The sequence below is a fragment of the Micromonospora sp. PRAS1 genome, from assembly GCF_059553435.1.
On sequence record NZ_JCANNB010000005.1, the window covers coordinates 1 to 18,269 of the forward strand.

Consider the following 18,269-nt stretch of genomic DNA (forward strand, 5'->3'; position numbering starts at 1 on the left):
GGCCACGATGGCGCCCACGTCCAGGCCGGCCGCCCCCCTGACCTCGCCGATCTTGCACTTTCGGTCGCCGTGATTCCCTTTTCGCGGCATTTATCCCGACGGCAAGTGCATGATCGACGACGCGGGGCGGGGCGGGGCGACGCGGGGCGGCGCGGCGCGGCGCGACGCGGGGCGGGGCGGGGCGGCGCGACACGGGGCGGGGCGGGGCGGCGGCAGCGCGGGGTGGGGTGGTGTGGCGGGTGGGGGACTGTCGCAGGTGCGTGATGGGATGGCGGGATGCAGGCGTACCGGCTGGTGCGTCGGCCCGCCGGGCCGACCGAGGGAAGTGACCCGTCCGCCGGGCGACCCGCGCAGCAGGCCCGCCCGGAGACTGTGGCCGGTCGGGACGACCTCGGGCAGGCCGAGGTGGTCGCGCACACCGACGGGCCGATGCTGGTCCTCGGTGGACCGGGCACCGGCAAGACCCGGACGCTGGTCGAGGCGGTCGCCGCCCGGGTCGGCGAGGGGGTCGACCCGGAGCGGATCCTGGTGCTCACCTTCAGTCGACGGGGCGCCGCCGAGCTGCGGCAGCGGATCGAGGCCAGGATCGCCGCCGATGGGCAGCGGGTGCTGCGCGAACCGTTGGTGCGCACCTTCCCCGCGTACGCCTTCGGGCTGCTGCGGCGGGCCGCCGCCGAGCGGGGCGAACCGTCACCGCGCCTGCTCACCGGTCCGGAACAGGATCTGATCATCCGCGAGCTGCTGGATGTCGTCGGTGCGGAAGAGGGTGACGACCCGATCGGCTGGCCCGCGGACCTGCGCCCGGCGTTGCGGACCCGGGCGTTCGCGGCTCAGCTGCGTGACCTGCTGATGCGTGCGGCCGAACGTGGGATCGGCCCGGTCGAGCTGGCCCGGCTCGGCGAGAAGCTCGGCCGTGCCGACTGGCCGGCCGCCGCGCGGTTCCTCCGGGAGTACGTCGCGGTGCTGGCGTTGCGCGACGTGGCCAACCGGGGCTCGGTGGCGTACGACCCGGCTGAGCTGGTCCGAGCGGCCACCGGGATGCTGCGCGACGACCCGGAGCTGCTGGCCGCCGAGCGGCGCCGGCTGGCGTACGTCTACGTTGACGAGCTGGCCGACACCGATCCCGCCCAGCTCGACCTGCTGGAGACGGTCGCCGGCGGTGGTCCACCACTGATCGCCTTCGCCGACCCCGACTCGTCCACGTACGCGTTCCGGGGCGCGGATCCCGCCGGAGTCACCACCTTCCCGCATCGGTTCCGCACCGCCTCTGGTGCGCCGGCCGCGCAGGTGTTGCTGACCACCAGTTACCGCAGCGGTCCACGCCTCTTGGCCACCGCCGCCCGCCTGGCGCGCCGGCTGCGCGGCCCGGCGGCGCATCGCCGGTTGTCCCCGGTGCCGGACGCGCCGCCCGGAGAGGTGGAGGTACGCACGTTCCGCTCGGCCACCAGCGAGGCGGCCTGGCTGGCACACGCCCTGCGCGAGGCGCACCTGCTCGGCGGGGTGCCCTGGGGGCGGATGGCGGTGCTGGTCCGCTCCGCCGGCCGCCAGTTGCCCACGCTGCGTCGGGCGCTGCACGCGGCCGGCGTGCCGACCGTGGTGCATGGCGAGGACCTGCCGTTGCACCTGCAACCGGCGGTGGCGCCGCTGCTGCTCCTGCTGCGCTGCGCACTGGAGCCGGAGCGACTCGACGAGGAGGCCGCCGTCGCCCTGCTGCACTCGCCGCTCGGCGGTGCCGACCCGTTGGCCGAGCGGCGGCTACGACAGGGACTACGGGCCATCGCCTTGGCCACCGGCGACCGTCGGCCCTCTGGCGAGCTGATCGTCGAGGCGCTGCGCGATCCGGCGGAGCTGGCGGGTGTCGAACGGCGCTGGGCCGAGCCGGCGCAGACGGTGGCCGGTCTGCTGGCCGTGGCGCGGGAGGCGGCCGGCCGACCCGGCGCAGGCGCCGAGGAGGTGCTCTGGGCGGTGTGGCGGGCCAGCGGGCTGGCCGAGCTCTGGTCCGCGGCGCTTACCCGGGGGCCGGCCGTGGCCGGCGAGGGTGACCTCGCCCGACGTCGTCGGGCCGAGGCGGCCGACCGTGACCTGGACGCCGTGCTGGTCCTCTTCGATGCCGCCGCCCGGTTCACCGACCGGCTTCCCGGCGCGCGTACCGAGGTCTTCCTCGACCACGTGTTCGGCCAGGAACTGCCGGCCGACACCCTCGCCCCGACCGCCGACCGGGGCGACGCCGTCCGGCTGCTCACCGCGCACGCCGCCAAGGGCCTCGAATGGGACCTGGTCGCTGTCGCCGGGGTGCAGGAGGGAGTCTGGCCCGACCTGCGGCTGCGCGGCAGCCTGCTCGGCTCCGAACGTCTGGTGGACGTGCTGGCCGGCCGGTCGGACGGCAGTGGCGGGGTGGTGACCCTGGTCGGGCAGACCTCCGCCCTGCTCGACGAGGAGCGGCGGCTGTTCCACGTCGCGGTGACCCGGGCCCGATGCCGGCTGCTGGTCAGCGCGGTGGCCTCGGCGGCGGTGGGCGGCGACGACCATGAGGAGCAGCCGAGCCGATTCCTCTACGAACTGGGCCCCGCCGACCAAACCGCCGGAGTGCCGTCGGAGGCATCGGCCGGACCGGCATCGGCCACATCGGCATCGGCCGGACCGGCATCGACCGCACCGCCGCCGGCCGGACCGGCATCGGCCGCACCGGCATCGGCCGGTCCGCCGCCGGCTGGATCGGCACCGACCGCATCGGCGCTGGACGGACCGGCACCGGACGCACCGCCGCTGGACGGCCCGGACGAAGGGCAGCCGCGCGCGCTGCCGATCAGCCGTCCACCTCGGGCGTTGACCCTGCCGGCGCTGGTGGCGGAGTTGCGTACCGCCGTCACCGATCCGGCGGTCCCGCCCGCCCGGCGGCGGGCGGCGGCGGGCGAGCTGGCCCGGCTGGCCGCCGCCGGGGTCTCCGGCGCGCATCCCGACGACTGGTGGGGGCTGCGACCGCTCTCGGACGACCGGCCACTTGTGGACGAGGGGGAGCCGGTCCGGGTCACCCCGTCGGCGATGGAGAGCGCGTTGCGGTGCAGCCTGCGCTGGCTGCTGGAGCGGCACGGCGGCAGCGCCCCGGCCAGCACCGCACAGGGCGTCGGCAACCTGGTGCACGCGGCGGCGATGCTGGCCGAGGACGCCAGTGCCGACCGGGAGGAGTTGTTGGACTACGTCGCCGCCCGGTTCGACGCGATCGAGTTGGCCGCGCGGTGGATGGTCGGTCCGGAGCGGACCCGCGCCGAGGAGATGGTCGACAAGCTGCTGCGCTGGTTGGCCGCCAACCCGCGCCGGCTGCTCGCCATCGAGCACGAGTTCGCGGTACGCCTCGACGACCCGCACCGGCCAATCGAGCTGACCGGCCGGGTGGACCGGTTGGAGGTGGACGCGGACGGCCGGTTGGTGGTGGTGGACCTCAAGACCGGCAAGTCCACCGCCGTCACCGCGCGTGAGGTGGCCGAGCATCCGCAGCTCGGCGCGTACCAGGCGGCGGTGGAGGCGGGTGCCTTCGCCGAGTTCGGCGACGAGCCCGGCGGGGCGGCCCTGGTGCAGCTCGGCACCGGTGCGCGCGACGCCAGGGAGCAGGCCCAGCCGCCGACGACCGACGGGCCGGAGGCCGGCTGGGCCACGGCGCTGGTCCGGCGTACCGCCGATACGATGGCCGCCGCCACCTTCGCCGCGGTCGCCAACTCGAAGTGCCGGGTGTGTCCGGTGCGCACCAGCTGCCCCGTGTCCGGGCAGGGACGGCAGGTGGTCGAGCCGCCGACCGTCCGGCACCGGGAGCACGAGGAGTGAGCGTGCCAGCTCCGCAGAGGACAGCATGACCCAGCCCGCCCTGTTCAACCCCGCCGCACCGGCACCCCGGTCGGCCGACGCCGGTCCCCGCTACACCCCGGTGGAGCTGGCCAGACTGCTGCGCCTGCCGGCGCCGACCCGGGAACAGGCGGCGATCATCGCGGCCCCGGTGGAGCCGTTGCTGGTGGTCGCGGGCGCCGGCTCGGGCAAGACCGAGACGATGGCCGCCCGGGTGGTCTGGCTGGTCGCCAACTCGTACGTCCGGCCGGAGCAGGTGCTCGGCCTCACCTTCACCCGCAAGGCCGCCGGTGAGCTGGCGCATCGGGTGCGTACCCGGCTCGACCAGCTGATCCGTCGACTCGGCCGGCGTGGGCGCGACCCGCTCGACGACCCGCTGGCCGGGGAGCCGACGGTGGCCACCTACCACTCGTACGCGGGGCGGATAGTCACCGAGCACGGTCTGCGGGCCGGCTACGAACCCACCACCCGGCTGCTCACCGAGGCGTCCCGCTGGCAGCTGGTCGACCTGATCGTGCGCAACTACGACGGGGACATGTCCGGGGTGGACCGGATGCCGAGCAGTGTCACCGACGCGGTGCTGGCGCTCGCCGGTGAGCTGGACGAGCACCTGGTGGACCCGGACGCCCTCGCCGCCTGGACCGGCCGGTTCTTCGCCGACGTGCAGTCCCGACCCGGGCGGGTCTACGCCGACGTGCGCAAGGCCCTCACCCTCCAGCAGATCCGGTTGAAGCTGCTGCCGCTGGTGCGCGCGTACGCCCGCCGCAAGAACGACTTCGAGGCGATGGACTTCGCCGACCAGCTCGCCCGGGCAGCCCGGGTGGCCCGCGACCATCCGGGGGTCGGCGAGATCGAGCGGAGCCGCTACCGGGTGGTGCTGCTCGACGAGTACCAGGACACCAGCCACGCCCAGGTGGTGCTGCTCGGCGCGCTCTTCGGCGCCGGCCACCCGGTGACCGCCGTGGGCGACCCCTGCCAGTCCATCTACGGCTGGCGGGGCGCCAGCGCCGGCACCCTGGAGCGCTTCCCGGCCGACTTCGCCCGGGCCGACGGCAGCCCGGCCCAGGTGCTCGGGCTGACCACCAGTTGGCGTAACCGCCCGGAGATCCTCGCGGTGGCGAACGCCCTGGCCACACCGTTGCGCGCCGCCGGCGCCCGGGTGCCGGAGCTGCACGCCGCGCTCAGCGTCGACGAGCCGATCGCGCACCGCAGTCCGCGCGGCGCCGCCGCCGGCACCGTGCACTGCGCGCTGCTGCGCACGTACGCCGACGAGGCCGACTGGATCGCCGACAGCATCCTCGCCGCCTGGCAGGGCGCGGCCCGGATGCCCGGCGCGCTGCCCGAACGGATTCCGGTCCCGCTGCGCCCGACCACGGCGGTGCTGGTCCGGGTACGCAGCCAGATCCCGGTGATCGCCACCGCGCTGCGGGCGCGTGGCCTGCCGGTCGAGGTGGTCGGGCTGGGTGGCCTGCTTGACACTCCCGAGGTCCGCGACGTGGTGTGCACGCTGCGGGTACTGGCCGACCCGACCGACGGCGCGGCACTGCTGCGCCTGCTGACCGGTGCCCGGTGGCGGATCGGGCCCCGGGACCTGGTCGCCCTGCACCGCCGGGCCCGGGCCATCGCCACCGCCCGCCGACAGCTCGCCGACGACGGCGGCCCGGAGATCGTCCCGGACCGCCTCGACGAGGCGACCCTGGTGGAGGCGCTGGCCGACCTGGGCCCGGCGCAGGCGTACTCGGCCGAGGGGTACGCGCGGTTGCGTGCGTACGCCCGGGAGCTGGGCCTGCTCCGCTACCGGCTGGACCAGTCGCTGCCGGAGCTGATCGCGGACATCGAGCGGACCACCGGGCTGGACGTGGAGGTGGCGGTACGCGCCGGTGGGGGCGGTGCCGGCGACGCCGGCCTGGCCCGGGGGCACCTGGACGCGTTGGGTGACGTGGCGGCCCGGTTCAGCGGGGAGAGTCCCGGTGCCACGCTCGCCGGTTTCCTGGCCTATCTCGCCGCCGCCGAGGACGAGGAGCGTGGCCTGGCCCCGGGCGAGGTGGAGGTGGTCGAGGGGGCGGTGCAGATCCTCACCGCGCACGCCGCCAAGGGGCTGGAGTGGGACGTGGTGGCGGTGGCCGGGCTGAGCCGGGGGGTGTGGCCGGGACCGGTGCGCAACTCCGACCACTGGCTCGGCGGCCTGGGCGTACTGCCCTTCCCGCTGCGCGGTGACGCCGACGGCCTGCCCGAGCTGGCCCTGGCCGAGGCGGACGACCAGCGCGGGGTGGCCCGGGCGGTGGCGGACTTCACCGACGCCTGGCGGGCCCACGACGAGCGGGAGGAACGGCGGCTGGCGTACGTGGCGGTGACCCGCCCGCGCCGTCTGCTGCTCTGCTCCGGCCACTGGTGGGGGGAGGGCACCAAGCGGCCACGCGGACCGTCGGAGCTGCTCCGCGAGGTGCACGACGCCTGCCTGGCCGGCGGGGCCGGTCACCTGGTCGACGAGTGGGCGCCGGAGCCGACGCCGGACGCCGCGAACCCCACCACGGAGGTGGTGTTGCGCGCCGAGTGGCCGGCGGACCCGCTCGGCGTACGCCGTCCGGTGCTCACCGAGGCGGCGGCGATGGTGCGGCGGTGCCTGACCGAGGGGGACGAGCCGGCCCGGTCGACGGACGAGCCGGCGGCGACGGATCCGGAGATCGCCAGGTGGCGGCGGGAGGCCGACCTGTTGTTGGCCGAGCGGGCGGAGCTGAGCCGGCTCTCCGGTCCGATCGACGTGGCGCTGCCCGAGCACCTGTCGGTGACGCAGCTGGTCGCGCTGCGGCGGGATCCGGCGGCACTGGCCCGTACGCTGCGCCGCCCGTTGCCGACCGAACCCAACCCGTACGCCCGTCGGGGTACCGCCTTCCACGCCTGGTTGGAGCAGCGGTTCGGCGCGGACCGGCTGCTCGACACCGACGAACTGCCCGGTGCGGCTGACGCCGACGCCGCACCGGACGAGGCGCTGGCCGAGCTTCAGCAGCGCTTCCTGGCCAGCGAGTGGGCCGACCGTACGCCGATCGAGGTGGAGGTCCCGTTCGCCACGGTGCTCGGCGGCGTGGTGGTGCGCGGCCGGATGGACGCGGTGTTCCGCCGGCCCGGAGACCGGTTCGACGTGGTCGACTGGAAGACCGGTGCCCGCCCGTCCGGGGCAGCGGCCGAGGTGGCCGCCGTGCAGTTGGCGGTCTACCGGCTGGCCTGGGCGGAATTGGTCGGCGTACCGGTCGATCGGGTCGGCGCCGCCTTCCACTACGTACGCGACGGGGTGACCATCCGCCCGGCGGACCTGCTCGATGCCGACGGGCTCACCGAATTGATCGCCTCGGTACCGGAGCCGACCTGATTCCGGTCTGCCGAAGCCGGGTTGAACCGTTGCTTCGGGCCGAATCCGTGGTAAGGTTCGCGCGTTGCAGTTTTGGTTACCAGCTCTGTGTGCGCCTGGCGGATACGTGGCCCCAGGCGCACTTTGTTGTGTCCGGAGTTCTCCGGGCGGGGCGACCAGAAGCGACAGGCGTTCCGTGCGGGTCCGCACGGAACATTCCTCTCTACGGTCCCGTGACAGATGCGGGTCCGACGTTCCGTCAAGGAGACGAAACAAGCATGGCTATTGGCACCGTCAAGTGGTTCAACGCGGACAAGGGCTTCGGCTTCATCACCCCGGACGGCGGTGGCGCTGACGTCTTCGCCCACTTCTCGGCCATCCAGTCCTCCGGCTACCGGAGCCTGGACGAGAACCAGCGGGTGGAGTTCGAGGTCGTCCAGGGCCAGAAGGGCCCGCAGGCGGAGAACATCCGCCCGCTCTGATCTCGCGTAGGTCGCCTGCGTCGGGCGGGCCACCGCAAGCCGGGCATGTCCCGCCTGCGGTGGCCCGTCCCCGGCGAGCAAGGTCTCGCGTCGCCCTCCCTCAGCGCCTGCGGCCAGCCCGGTTCGTGACCACGTCGCAGCCGGCCGGCCAGGGGGTCACCAAGCCCTGAGTCGGCAATCAGCCGTTGGTGGGTCGGGTGGGCGACTGTCCCAACCGGCCTACCGGGTGACGCTGGATGCGAGGGACCCGGGCCGGGGGACCCGGGTCCCGTCAGATTGAGCCGGGTGATGCCGGCTCGGTGTGGAAGGGACGAGCATGCTGGGCTCTGCGGCGACACGCGAACTGCTCCTGGTGGTCGCGGTGGCGGTCGTCGGCGTGCTGCTCGCCGTGGTCGCTGCCTTCACGCCCTGGCCCGTCACGCCGGGTGGAGCCGCCCCGTCCGGGCTGGTGGAGTTGCACGGCCCGTCCGCACCGACCGATCGTCCCGATCTCCACACCGACACCGCCTCCGGCTGAGCGCGGCGGCGGGCGCACGTCGGTGTCACCGAGCGGCCTGCGTTAGGAAGGGGCCCTTCCTATACCGCAGGCGTTAATAAGGGGCCCTTCCTTTCTGCGGAGCCTTGAGAGGTTAGGGTCGGAGCCGTGCCGACGCGCAGAGCGAAGATCCCAGCGACGAGGTATCCGGTCGAGCGGTTCACCCTCGACAACGGCCTGCGGGTGGTCCTCGCCCCCGACCGCAGCGCCCCGGTCATCGGGGTGGCGGTGGTCTACGACGTCGGCATCCGCTCCGAGCCCGAGGGGCGCACCGGCTTCGCCCACCTCTTCGAGCACCTGATGTTCCAGGGTTCGGAGAATCTGGAGAAGCTCGCCCACTTCCGGCATGTGCAGGGCGCGGGTGGCACCTTCAACGGCTCGACCCACCTGGACTACACCGACTACTTCGAGACCCTGCCGAGCAACGCCCTGGAACGGGCGTTGTTCCTGGAGGCCGATCGGATGCGCGGTCCCCGGTTGACCGAGGAGAACCTGCGCAACCAGGTCGACGTGGTCAAGGAGGAGATCCGGGTCAACGTGCTCAACCGGCCGTACGGCGGGTTTCCGTGGCTGACCCTGCCACCGGTCATGTTCGACACCTTCCCCAACGCGCACGACGGCTACGGCTCCTTCGACGACCTGGAGTCGGCCACCGTCGCCGACGCGGCCGACTTTTTCCGGCGCTACTACGCCAGCGGCAACGCCGTGCTCTCGGTCAGCGGTGACATCGACACCGCCGAGGCCAGCAAACTGATCGAGCGGCACTTCGGTGACGTGCCGGCCCGGCCGGCACCGGAGCGGCCGGACTTCGCCGAGCCGGAGCTGACCGTCGAGCGGCGCACCGCGTACACCGACCAGTTGGCGCCGCTGCCGGCGGTGGCGTCGGCGTGGCGGGTGCCCGACCCGATCGGCGACTTCGCGGCCTACCTGCCGTACGTGGTGCTCGCCGAGGTGCTCACCGACGGCGACGCCTCCCGGCTGGTAGAGCGGCTGGTGCACACCGACCGTGTGGTGACAAGCGTGGGTGGCTACCTGGGGTTCATGGGAGACCCGTTCGACGTACGCGATCCCACCGCCCTGCTGCTCCAGTCCCACCTGCCGCCCGGCGGTGACGTCGACAAGGTGCTGCGTACCGTCGACGAGGAGCTGGACCGGCTCGCCACGGACGGGCTGACCGACGGCGAGCTGGCCCGCACCCAGGCCCGGATGGCGACCCACCTGCTCCGCGACACCGACGCGGTACTGGGCCGGGCACTGCGGATGGCGGTACTGGAACAGCAACGCGGCGAACCGGGCCTGCTGGGCGAACTGCCCCGGCTGGTCGGCGAGGTCACCGAGGAGCAGGTCCGCGCCGCCGCAGCCACCCTGCGGCCGGAGCGCCGCGCGTCCGTCGAGGTCATCCCCGGAGGCGCCCGGTGAGCGCGAGGAGTGAGCCGGGTTTGCGAGCCCCGCAGTCGCGAACGAAGGTGAGCCCGGTGAGCGCGAGGAGTGAGCCGGGTTTGCGAGCCCCGCAGTCGCGAACGAAGGTGAGCCCGGTGAGCGCGAGGAGTGAGCCGGGTTTGCGAGCCCCGCAGTCGCGAACGAAGGTGGCCCGATGAGTACGCGACCGCTGCCGCCGCTCGGCCCGACCCGCCGGCTCAAGCTGCCGAGCCAGGCCGAGCGCACGCTCGCCAACGGGCTCACCGTGATCGCGGTACGCCGCCCGGCGGTACCGCTGGTCGAGGTGCGGCTCTGGCTTCCCTTCGGCCGGGTGCACCTGGCCCGTGGGCACCTGCTCGCGCAGACCCTGCTCTCCGGCACGGAGACGATGAGCAGCGTGCAGATCGCCGCCGAGCTACAGAAGATCGGCGGCGGACTTTCCGCCGGGCTGGACCCGGACCGGCTGATGCTCTCCGGCGCCGCCCTGGCCACCGGGCTGGACCGGATGCTGGAGATCCTGGCCGAAGTGCTCACCGGGGCGAACTACCCGGCCGAGTGGGTGGGCGTCGAGCGGGACCGCCTGGTCGACGGGATCCAGGTGGCCCGGAGCCAGCCCGCCCACCTGGCCCGTACCGCTCTGCTCAAGCGGATCTACGGCCGGCACCCGTACGCGGTGCAGACGCCGGATCCCGAGCAGGTCCGGGCGGTCCGGCCGGGCGCGCTGCGTACGCTGCACGCCCAGCGGGTCCATCCGGCGGGCGGCGTGCTCGTGCTGGTCGGTGACGTCCGGCCGGAGCGGGCGCTGGATGCGGCCGAGAAGGCGCTCGACGGCTGGCAGGGCGACGGGCACCAGGACGACCTGCCACCGGCGCCAGCGCTGAAGCCCGGCCCGCTGCTGCTGGTCGACCGGCCCGGGTCGGTGCAGTCCTCGCTCCGGGTGGCGTTGCCGGCGGTGCCGCGCACCCATCCCGATCACGCCGCGCTGCAACTGGCCAATCTGATCTTCGGCGGGTACTTCTCCTCCCGTTGGGTGGAGAACATCCGCGAGGACAAGGGCTACACGTACGGGCCGCACTCGCTGGTCGAGCACTCGGTGGCCGGCTCGCTCCTGGTGGCCGCCGCCGAGGTGGCCACCGAGGTGACCGCGCCCGCGTTGCTGGAGACCAGCTACGAGCTGGGCCGGCTGGCCAACCTGCCGCCCACGGCGGAGGAACTGGAACAGGCCCGGCAGTACGCCCTCGGCACGCTCCAGCTCGGCGTCTCCACCCAGGCGGGACTGGCCTCGCTGGTCAGCGCGTACGCCGGCAACGGGCTGCGGCTGGACTTCCTGCCCGAGCACGCGGCCCGGCTGGCCAAGGCCAGCGCCGAGGACGTCGCCGCGGCGGCGGCCCGCTACCTCGCGCCGGCACAGGCGGTCACCGTGGTGCTCGGTGACGCCGAGCGGATCGCACCCTCGCTGGCCACCCTGACCCCGATCGAGACCGCGCCGGTGTCGACATGAGCCCGGACGGCGTCGGCCAGCCCGCCCACGTACGGGGGGAGGCGGCCCCGCCGCTGGCCCGCTCCACCCTGGACCGGGCCGCGCACCGGCGTACCGATCCGCAGTGGCTGGCGCAGGCGTGGGCCGGTGCCCGGGTGCTGGTGCTCGACGTCGAGGCCGGCGGGCAGGCCCTGGTGCGTACCGACACGCCGGTGCCGACGCTGGTCCTCGCGGAGGCGGACGACCTGCCGCCGGCGCTCGCCAGCGAGGCGATGTTCCTCGGCGTGGAGCCGGACGGGGTGCCGGCCTTCTGCGTACACACCACGCTGGCGGTGGTGCCGGGCACCCGGGCGGCGCACCTGCGGCAGGTGGGGCACCTGCTCGGCGACCGGGACGCGGGGCTCTTCACCACGGCGCTGGCGTTGACCAACTGGCACCTGCGGCATCTCTACCATCCGGTCACCGGCGAGCCGACCCGGGCGGACGAGGCTGGCTGGTCCCGGGTGGACACCCAGGGCGAGCGGGTGTGGCCGCGTACCGATCCGGCGATGATCGTGCTCGTGCACGACGGGGTCGACGGCGTCGACGGGCGGTGCCTGCTGGGCAACAACGCCACCTGGCCCAGCGCGGCCGGGCAGCGCCGCTTCTCCTGCCTGGCCGGTTACGTGGAGCCGGGGGAGTCGGCCGAGGCGACGGTGCTGCGGGAGGTCCACGAGGAGGTGGGCGTGCCGGTCGATGACATCACGTACGCGGGCAGCCAGGCCTGGCCCTTCCCCGGCTCGCTGATGCTCGGCTTCCTGGCCACGGCCGATCCGGCGCACCCGCTGCGGGTCGATCCCGCCGAGATCGCCGAGGCCCGCTGGTTCTCCCGGCAGGAGATCGGCGCGGCGCTGGCCGGTCGGCCGGTCGACGTGGGCGACGCCGCCCAACTGCGTCTGCCCCCGCCCTCGTCGATCGCGCTCTTCCTCATCCACCGCTGGTTCGACGGCCATTGCTGAAGGAAGGGCCCCTTCTTAACGCCTCGTGCATAGCAGGGGACCCCTTTTAACAAAACGACTGGCGGCGCGGCGGTGCCGGCGTGGCGTGAGTGCGGCCCCGGCCCGTGGTCGTCGTTGCCGCGGCGACCACGGGCCGGGGACACGGGCCGTCGTGGTCGGCTGGGTGAGTAACACGGCGGGGGAGCCGGTCGACCACGACGGACGTGGGTTTGGTCAGCTGCCGGGCGCGTCCGGCCGGGCCCGGCGGGGTCCCGGATCATCCAGCGGCAGCACCTTGACCCGCTGCTTGCCGGCGCGTACGGCGCCGACCGTGGCGAGCGCCCGGGCGAGCAGGAGTGCCGCGTCCCGGTCCTCGGCGTGCACGACCTGGCGGCGCGGCTCGGGCCGGGTGGTCTCGTCCCGCAACCGGTGACCGTCCGCCCAGGCGGCGGTGATGTCGGTATCGGCGGCGGCGCGAATGTCGGTGCGAACGATCAGGAACCGCATGTGGGTCTCCGGATGTGCCGCGACGGGTGAAATCCGTGGAAGTTCCACGTCGGTACTCCGTCATCGTACGCCCGAGTCGCGTCCCAGCAAGTGAAACGCGCCTATTGGCCCCATTGCCCGTCCGATCATCCGATCCCTGGTCAGCGGCGTTGTCGGGGGAGGACGACGACGGGGCCGCCGGCACCGATGCCGGCGGCCCCGCCCTGTGGTACGGCCCTACGTGAGGTCGAACTGCCCGCTCTTGGTGCCGGAGATGAAGCCCAGCCAACCGGCCCGGTTGAAGAGCAGCACCGGGCCGCCCCGGTCCTTGCTGTCGCGCAGGGCCACCGCGGCCGAGTCGGTACGCAGCGGCGCGACCTCGACGCAGTTGGAGGTCTGGCTGCGGGTGCTGGTACGCCATGGTGCGTCCGCGAGTTGGGCCAGAACGGACGGCGTGTTGCGGATCTCGTTCATTGTTGCGCTCCTGTGGTGAACCGACGGAATGAGCGGCATGGCACGTCCCGACGGCGGCTTCCCGTGGGCCACCGCCCGTGGGTCACCGCTCCGTCAGACGCCCGGAGGATCCGCGACGCTGGGCCGGCGCCGTTGCCGAACCGCTGGCCAGATTGGACGGGGTCGCCGTGCCGGAGAGCCGTCCCAGCGACTGCGTCAGCCAGTGGTAGGTGTCCTGCTCGGAGAGCGCCGCCGTGCGTAACCGCTCGAACACCACTTTATAGCGATTTAGGGCGATTACCTCGGTCGACATGACGTCGGTGAATCCACCTTCTATGGCCAGCGTCTCCGGATCTTGCGGGTCGGTGAACCGGTAGAGCGAGAACGCGGTCGGCGGCAGGTACCACTGCACGTCGATCGGGGTTTCCCGGAGGAGCACGTGCAGCGTGACGTTGGGCAGGGTGGAGAGTTCACGTAGCCGCTCCACCTGCTCCCGGAGCACCTCGGGCGGGCCGGCCCGGTGGCCGAGTGTTGCCTCTTCCAGCACCGCCGTGTAACGCGGCGCGTCCGTGCCCGGCTTGAGCAGTTCCTGCCGGGCCAGCCGGGCCGCGATCTCGGCCTCGGTGTCCTCACCGATCTCCGGGTCGCCGGCCTCCTGGTCGATCTGTTGGGCCGAGGAGATCCGCAGCCGGGCATATCCGGCTGTCTGCAACAGCCCCGGTACGAGCACCGGGCTGTACTCGATGATCTCGGCGCAGCCCGCCTCAAGTTCGGCGAAGCCGCGCTGCTGCTGGGTCATTGCCGGGAACTTCTTCAGCCAGCCGCGCATGTCGGCGGCCTCATGGGTGATGCCGAGCAACTTCTCCTGCTCCGCGTCGCTGGCCCCGTAGAGGTCGAGCAGGCTCTGCACATCCTGCGGATCGGGCCGGCTGCGACCGTTCTCCAAACGGGACAGCTTGGAGGCGGAGGCCCACCCGATCCGGTCGATGACCTGGTCCCCGGTGAGGCCGGCGGCCTCGCGCAACTGGCGTAGTGCAGTGCCGAGCCGGGAACGCCGCCGGATCGGGCTGGGTGCGGCTGGAGGCACGGTGTCCTCTTTTCGTCGACCGCCGGCGACGCGACGGTAACTGTATGAAATTCGCCCCCCACGGCCAGTATGGACGTCGCGACCGGCGCCGGAAGTACCGGCGGAGGGCGTGTCATCAGAAAAACGCCAGACCCGACACCCGGACGGGAGCCGCCGTGACCTGCACCGCCGGACCCGGTCGGGCGTCTGCCGCCCCGCGTCGCGCCACCCCGGAGGAATCCATGCGCACCGTCCTGAGTCGCCCGGACTTCCGCCTGCTCTTCGGCGGACTGCTGGCCAGCATGATCGCCGAGTCGATCCTGCTGCTGGCGCTCGCCATCTGGGTCAAGGACCTGACCGGATCGGACGGCCTCGCCGGTGCCACCATCTTCGTGATCATCGCGCCGAGGGTGCTCGCGCCACTGGTCGGCTGGTTCGTCGACAGGTACCCCCGGCGCCGGTTCTTCGTGGCCACCAACCTGGCCATGGCGCTGCTGCTCACCCCGCTCTTCGCGGTCCGGGACGCGGGCGACATGTGGATCATCTACGGGGTCGCCGCGCTCTACGGCCTGTCGAACCTCACGGTCGGCGCGGTGCTGAGCCGGCTGGTCCGGGAACTGGTGCCCGCCGACCTGCTCGGTGAGGCCAACGGTGTGCTGCAGACGGTCCGCCAGGGGCTACGGCTGGTCGGGCCGCTGGTCGGCGCCGGGCTCTACGCCGTCCTCGGCGGCTGGATGCTGACCGCCGTGGTGATGGCCGGCTTCCTGATCGCCGCCGCCGTGGTCGGTACGCTGCGCCCCGCGGCCGGTACGCTGCGCCCCGCCGAATCGCCCGCCGAATCGCCCGCCGCTTCGGCCGGCGGCACCACCTCGACGTCAAGCTGGCCGGGCGAACTGCTCGCCGGGCTCCGTCACCTCACCCGTGAGCCGGCGCTGCGGCGGGCGTTGGTCGGCTACGGACTCGGCTCGCTGGTGATGGGCTTCACCGAGTCGCTGATCTTCGCGTACGTCGATCGAGGGCTCAGCCGGGACGCCGCCTTCGTCGGTGTGCTGGTCACCGTGCAGGGCGTCGGCGGGCTGGTCGGCGGCCTCTGCTCCGCCGCCGTGCTGCGTCGGGTCGGCGAACTGGGCACCCTCGGTGCCGGCGTCGCGTTCTTCGGGCCGGCCGCGCTGATGCTGGCGTACCCGAATCTGTGGCTCGGCTTCGTCGCGGTGCTGATGGCCGGCGTGTCCCTGCCGTTGACCCTGGTCGGGCTGCACACGCTGGTCCAGCGGCGGACCCCGCCCGAACTGCTCGGCCGGGTCGCGGCGGCCTCCGAGGCCGTGATCCGCTGCCCGCAGGCGCTCTCCATCGGCATGGGCGCACTGGTCGTCGGCGTGCTCGACTACCGGCTGGTCTTCGCGCTGGTCGGCCTGGCCACCCTGGCCGCTGGCGGCTACCTCTGGCGCGGCCGGCACCTCAGCCCACCGAAGCGCCCGGCCGTGCCACGTCCCCGCCCACCGGTCCCCGCCCCCCGGCTACCCGTCGCCCACCCGATCGACAATGAGGTGGTCGCCGCGACACGCCGATCGCCGCGGCAATAACTTCATGATCGACCAGGTGAGGGCGGGCGGGGCCGGGCCGCGACCTCAGGCGGCGATGGTGGCCAGGTGCTGCTTGACCTGGTTGATCGAGGGGTTGGTGAGGGAGCTGCCATCGGCGAAACGCAGGGTGGGGACGGTCTGGTTGCCGCCGTTGACGCCCATCACGAACTCGGCGGCCGCCGGATCCTGCTCGATGTCGACCACCTGGTAGGCGATCCCCTCCCGGTCGAGCTGCGACTTCAGCCGGTGGCAGTAGCCGCACCAGGGAGTGGAATACATGGTCAGCATGGTGGGATCCTCCAAGGTCACGACCGGCGGCTTGCCGATCAAGTCCAGGCTATTCGCTGCAACGTCCACGGCAGCTGAGACAATTCCCCGCTGTGGTGGTCAACTCCCAGTCCGAACGCGTGCTCGCCGGGCTCGATCCGGAGCAGCGCTCGGCGGTGACTGCCTCGGCCGGGCCGGTCTGCGTACTTGCCGGTGCCGGCACCGGCAAGACCCGGGCCGTCACCTCCCGGATCGCGCACCGGGCGCTGACCGGCGAGATATCCGCCCGGCACGTGCTCGCGGTCACCTTCACCGCCCGGGCCGCCGCGGAGCTGCGCCACCGCCTCGCCGCGCTCGGCGTGGCCGGTGTGCAGGCGCGTACCTTCCACGCCGCGGCGTTGCGCCAGGTGCGCTACTTCGCCCCCCGGCTGCTTGACGGCCGGGCCATGCCCGAGCTGCTGGACAGCAAGGTCCGGCTGGTCACCCTGGCCGCGGCCCGGGCCGGCGTACGGGCCGACCGGACCGCCGCCCGGGACCTCGCCGGTGAGATCGAGTGGGCGAAGTCCTCCCTGGTCGAGCCAGGGGAGTACGTCGTGGCTGCGGCCAAGGCACTTCGCGAGACGCCGTACGAGCCGACGAAGGTGGCCGAGGTCTTCGCCGCGTACGAGAAGCTCAAACGTTCCGGTGGAGTGATCGACTTCGAGGACGTGCTGCGCGCCGCGGTCTGGGGGATCGAGGAGCATCAGGACGTTGCCGAGCAGGTGCGCAACCAGTACCGGCACTTTGTCGTCGATGAGTACCAGGATGTCAACCCGTTGCAGCAGCGGCTGCTGGACGCCTGGCTGGGCGGCCGGGACGACGTGACAGTGGTCGGCGACGCCAGCCAGACGATCTACTCGTTCACCGGGGCGACCTCGTCGTACCTGGTGGACTTCCCGCGCCGGCACCGCGGCGCCACCGTGGTCCGGTTGGTCCGCGACTACCGGTCCACCCCCCAGGTGGTCGGCCTCGCCAACGCGGTCATCTCCCAGGCGCGGGGAACCGAGGCGCGGCTGCGGCTGGAGCTGGTCGGCCAGCGCCCGGCCGGCCCCGAGCCGGAACGGCGGATCTTCACCGACGAGCCGGCCGAGGCGAACGCCGTCGCCGCCCGCTGCCGCGCGTTGATCGACGCGGGCACGCCGGCCCGGGAGATCGCGGTGCTGTTCCGCACCAACGCGCAGTCAGAGGCGTACGAGAAGGCGCTCGGCGAGGCCGGCGTGCCGTACGTGGTGCAGGGTGCCGAGCGGTTCTTCGAGCGGGCCGAGGTGCGCCAGGCGATGGTGGCGCTGCGTGCGGCCACCCGCGCCATTCCGGGCGAGACCCCGCTGCCGGCGGCCGTGGTGGAGGCGCTCGCCGGTGTCGGCTGGGCACCGGAGGCACCCCCGGCCGGTGGTGCCGCCCGCGAGCGGTGGGAGGCGCTCGCCGCGCTGGTCCAACTCGCCGAGGAGTACGCGGCCAGTCCGCAGCTGCTGCCGCTCGGCGCGGCGGCCACCGTCGAGCGTCCGGTCACGCTTGCCGACTTCACCGAGGAGCTGGCCCGGCGGGCGGCCCAGCAGCACGCGCCGACCGTGGAGGGGGTGACGCTGGCCTCCCTGCACTCCGCGAAGGGCCTGGAGTGGGACGCGGTGTTCCTGGTCGGCCTCGCCGAGGGCACCCTGCCCACCACGTACGCCCGCACCGCCGAGCAGGTCGAGGAGGAACGGCGGCTGCTCTACGTCGGCATCACCCGGGCCCGTCAGTGGCTCTGGCTGTCGTACGCCTCGGCGCGCTCGCCGGGCGGGCGGGCCCGGCGGCCGTGCCGTTTCCTGCCGCAGCTCGCCCCGTCCGGCAGCACGGAGCGGGCCGCGGGCAGCCGCTCGGCTCCCGGCGCCCCGCGGCGCGCCAACCGGATCGTCTCCTGCCGGATCTGCGGCACCACGCTGCTCGCCGGGCCGGACCGCAAGCTCGGCCGCTGCGCCGGCTGCCCCTCCGACATCGACGATGAACTGCACGAGCGGCTGCGCGAGTGGCGGGCCCGGGTGGCGGGCGCGCAGAAGGTGCCGGCGTACGTCGTCTTCACCGACGCGACGCTCGTGGCGCTGGCCGAGCGAAGGCCGGCCCGGGCGGAGGAACTCGTCGCGATCGCCGGTATCGGGCCGCGCAAACTGGGCCTCTACGGGGAGGCGGTACTGGCCCTGGTGAAGGGCGCGGCGGTGGACGACATCTGCCCAGAGAAAAGTTTCTGAATCTCACCGTTAATTCGTTTGCCCTCGCGCTGCCGGCAGGCATAGCCTCAGGACACACCTCGGGAGGGGGCCCT

13 protein-coding genes are annotated in these 18,269 nt (G+C 73.4%); 9 read left to right on the forward strand and 4 right to left on the reverse strand.

All coding sequences use genetic code 11. The annotated features are described in order from the left end of the window. Positions 1-276: 276 nt before the first annotated feature. The 7 genes from AC507J_RS06605 to nudC all read left to right on the forward strand — a co-directional run bounded on the left by AC507J_RS06605 (position 277) and on the right by nudC (position 12,097). The gene (locus tag AC507J_RS06605) at positions 277-3,819 is read left to right on the forward strand and encodes an ATP-dependent helicase (protein WP_496288175.1); all 3,543 of its coding nucleotides are present in this window, start codon (positions 277-279) and stop codon (positions 3,817-3,819) included. Positions 3,820-3,844: 25 nt separating this feature from the next. Next, on the forward strand, positions 3,845-7,204 hold the full coding sequence (locus AC507J_RS06610) for an ATP-dependent helicase (protein ID WP_496288176.1): 3,360 nt from the start codon (positions 3,845-3,847) through the stop codon (positions 7,202-7,204). Positions 7,205-7,461: 257 nt separating this feature from the next. Next, entirely contained in the window at positions 7,462-7,665 is a 204-nt protein-coding gene (locus AC507J_RS06615; protein ID WP_013735772.1) for a cold-shock protein, read from the forward strand. Positions 7,666-7,981: 316 nt separating this feature from the next. Continuing rightward, positions 7,982-8,182, forward strand: a complete 201-nt coding sequence (locus tag AC507J_RS06620; RefSeq protein WP_496288177.1) for a hypothetical protein — start codon at positions 7,982-7,984, stop codon at positions 8,180-8,182. A gap of 126 nt (positions 8,183-8,308) precedes the next feature. After that, positions 8,309-9,619 (forward strand): M16 family metallopeptidase, encoded by a 1,311-nt coding sequence (locus AC507J_RS06625; RefSeq protein ID WP_496288178.1) that lies wholly within the window; start codon positions 8,309-8,311, stop codon positions 9,617-9,619. 175 nt (positions 9,620-9,794) lie between these two features. Beyond that, on the forward strand, positions 9,795-11,120 hold the full coding sequence (locus AC507J_RS06630; RefSeq protein ID WP_496288179.1) for a M16 family metallopeptidase: 1,326 nt from the start codon (positions 9,795-9,797) through the stop codon (positions 11,118-11,120). Beyond that, positions 11,117-12,097: an NAD(+) diphosphatase gene (gene nudC, locus AC507J_RS06635; RefSeq protein WP_496288180.1), complete on the forward strand. Its 981-nt coding sequence runs from the start codon at positions 11,117-11,119 to the stop codon at positions 12,095-12,097. The genes AC507J_RS06630 and nudC overlap by 4 nt, the downstream gene beginning before the upstream one ends. 213 nt (positions 12,098-12,310) lie before the next feature. Here nudC and AC507J_RS06640 read toward each other — a convergent pair whose 3' ends face one another. From AC507J_RS06640 to AC507J_RS06650, 3 genes are all read right to left on the reverse strand, one after another. Beyond that, positions 12,311-12,583, reverse strand: coding sequence for a hypothetical protein (locus AC507J_RS06640; RefSeq protein ID WP_496288181.1), 273 nt, complete (start codon positions 12,581-12,583; stop codon positions 12,311-12,313). Positions 12,584-12,799: 216 nt separating this feature from the next. Continuing rightward, positions 12,800-13,036 carry a DUF397 domain-containing protein gene (locus tag AC507J_RS06645; protein WP_496288182.1) on the reverse strand — a complete coding sequence of 79 codons (237 nt, stop codon included), beginning with the start codon at positions 13,034-13,036 and terminating at the stop codon, positions 12,800-12,802. Between the two features lie 82 nt (positions 13,037-13,118). After that, positions 13,119-14,102 carry a helix-turn-helix domain-containing protein gene (locus AC507J_RS06650; RefSeq protein WP_496288183.1) on the reverse strand — a complete coding sequence of 328 codons (984 nt, stop codon included), beginning with the start codon at positions 14,100-14,102 and terminating at the stop codon, positions 13,119-13,121. A 221-nt stretch (positions 14,103-14,323) separates the two neighbouring features. Here AC507J_RS06650 and AC507J_RS06655 point away from each other — a divergent pair, with 221 nt between their 5' ends. Further along, positions 14,324-15,664, forward strand: a complete 1,341-nt coding sequence (locus AC507J_RS06655) for an MFS transporter (protein WP_496288184.1) — start codon at positions 14,324-14,326, stop codon at positions 15,662-15,664. 45 nt (positions 15,665-15,709) lie between these two features. Here the strand turns inward: AC507J_RS06655 and AC507J_RS06660 are convergent, their stop codons facing one another. Continuing rightward, positions 15,710-15,952, reverse strand: coding sequence for a mycoredoxin (locus tag AC507J_RS06660; protein ID WP_496288185.1), 243 nt, complete (start codon positions 15,950-15,952; stop codon positions 15,710-15,712). A gap of 92 nt (positions 15,953-16,044) precedes the next feature. Between AC507J_RS06660 and AC507J_RS06665 the strand changes: the two genes are divergently transcribed. Then, entirely contained in the window at positions 16,045-18,195 is a 2,151-nt protein-coding gene (locus tag AC507J_RS06665) for an ATP-dependent DNA helicase UvrD2 (RefSeq protein WP_496288186.1), read from the forward strand. The last annotated feature ends 74 nt before the right edge of the window (positions 18,196-18,269 follow it).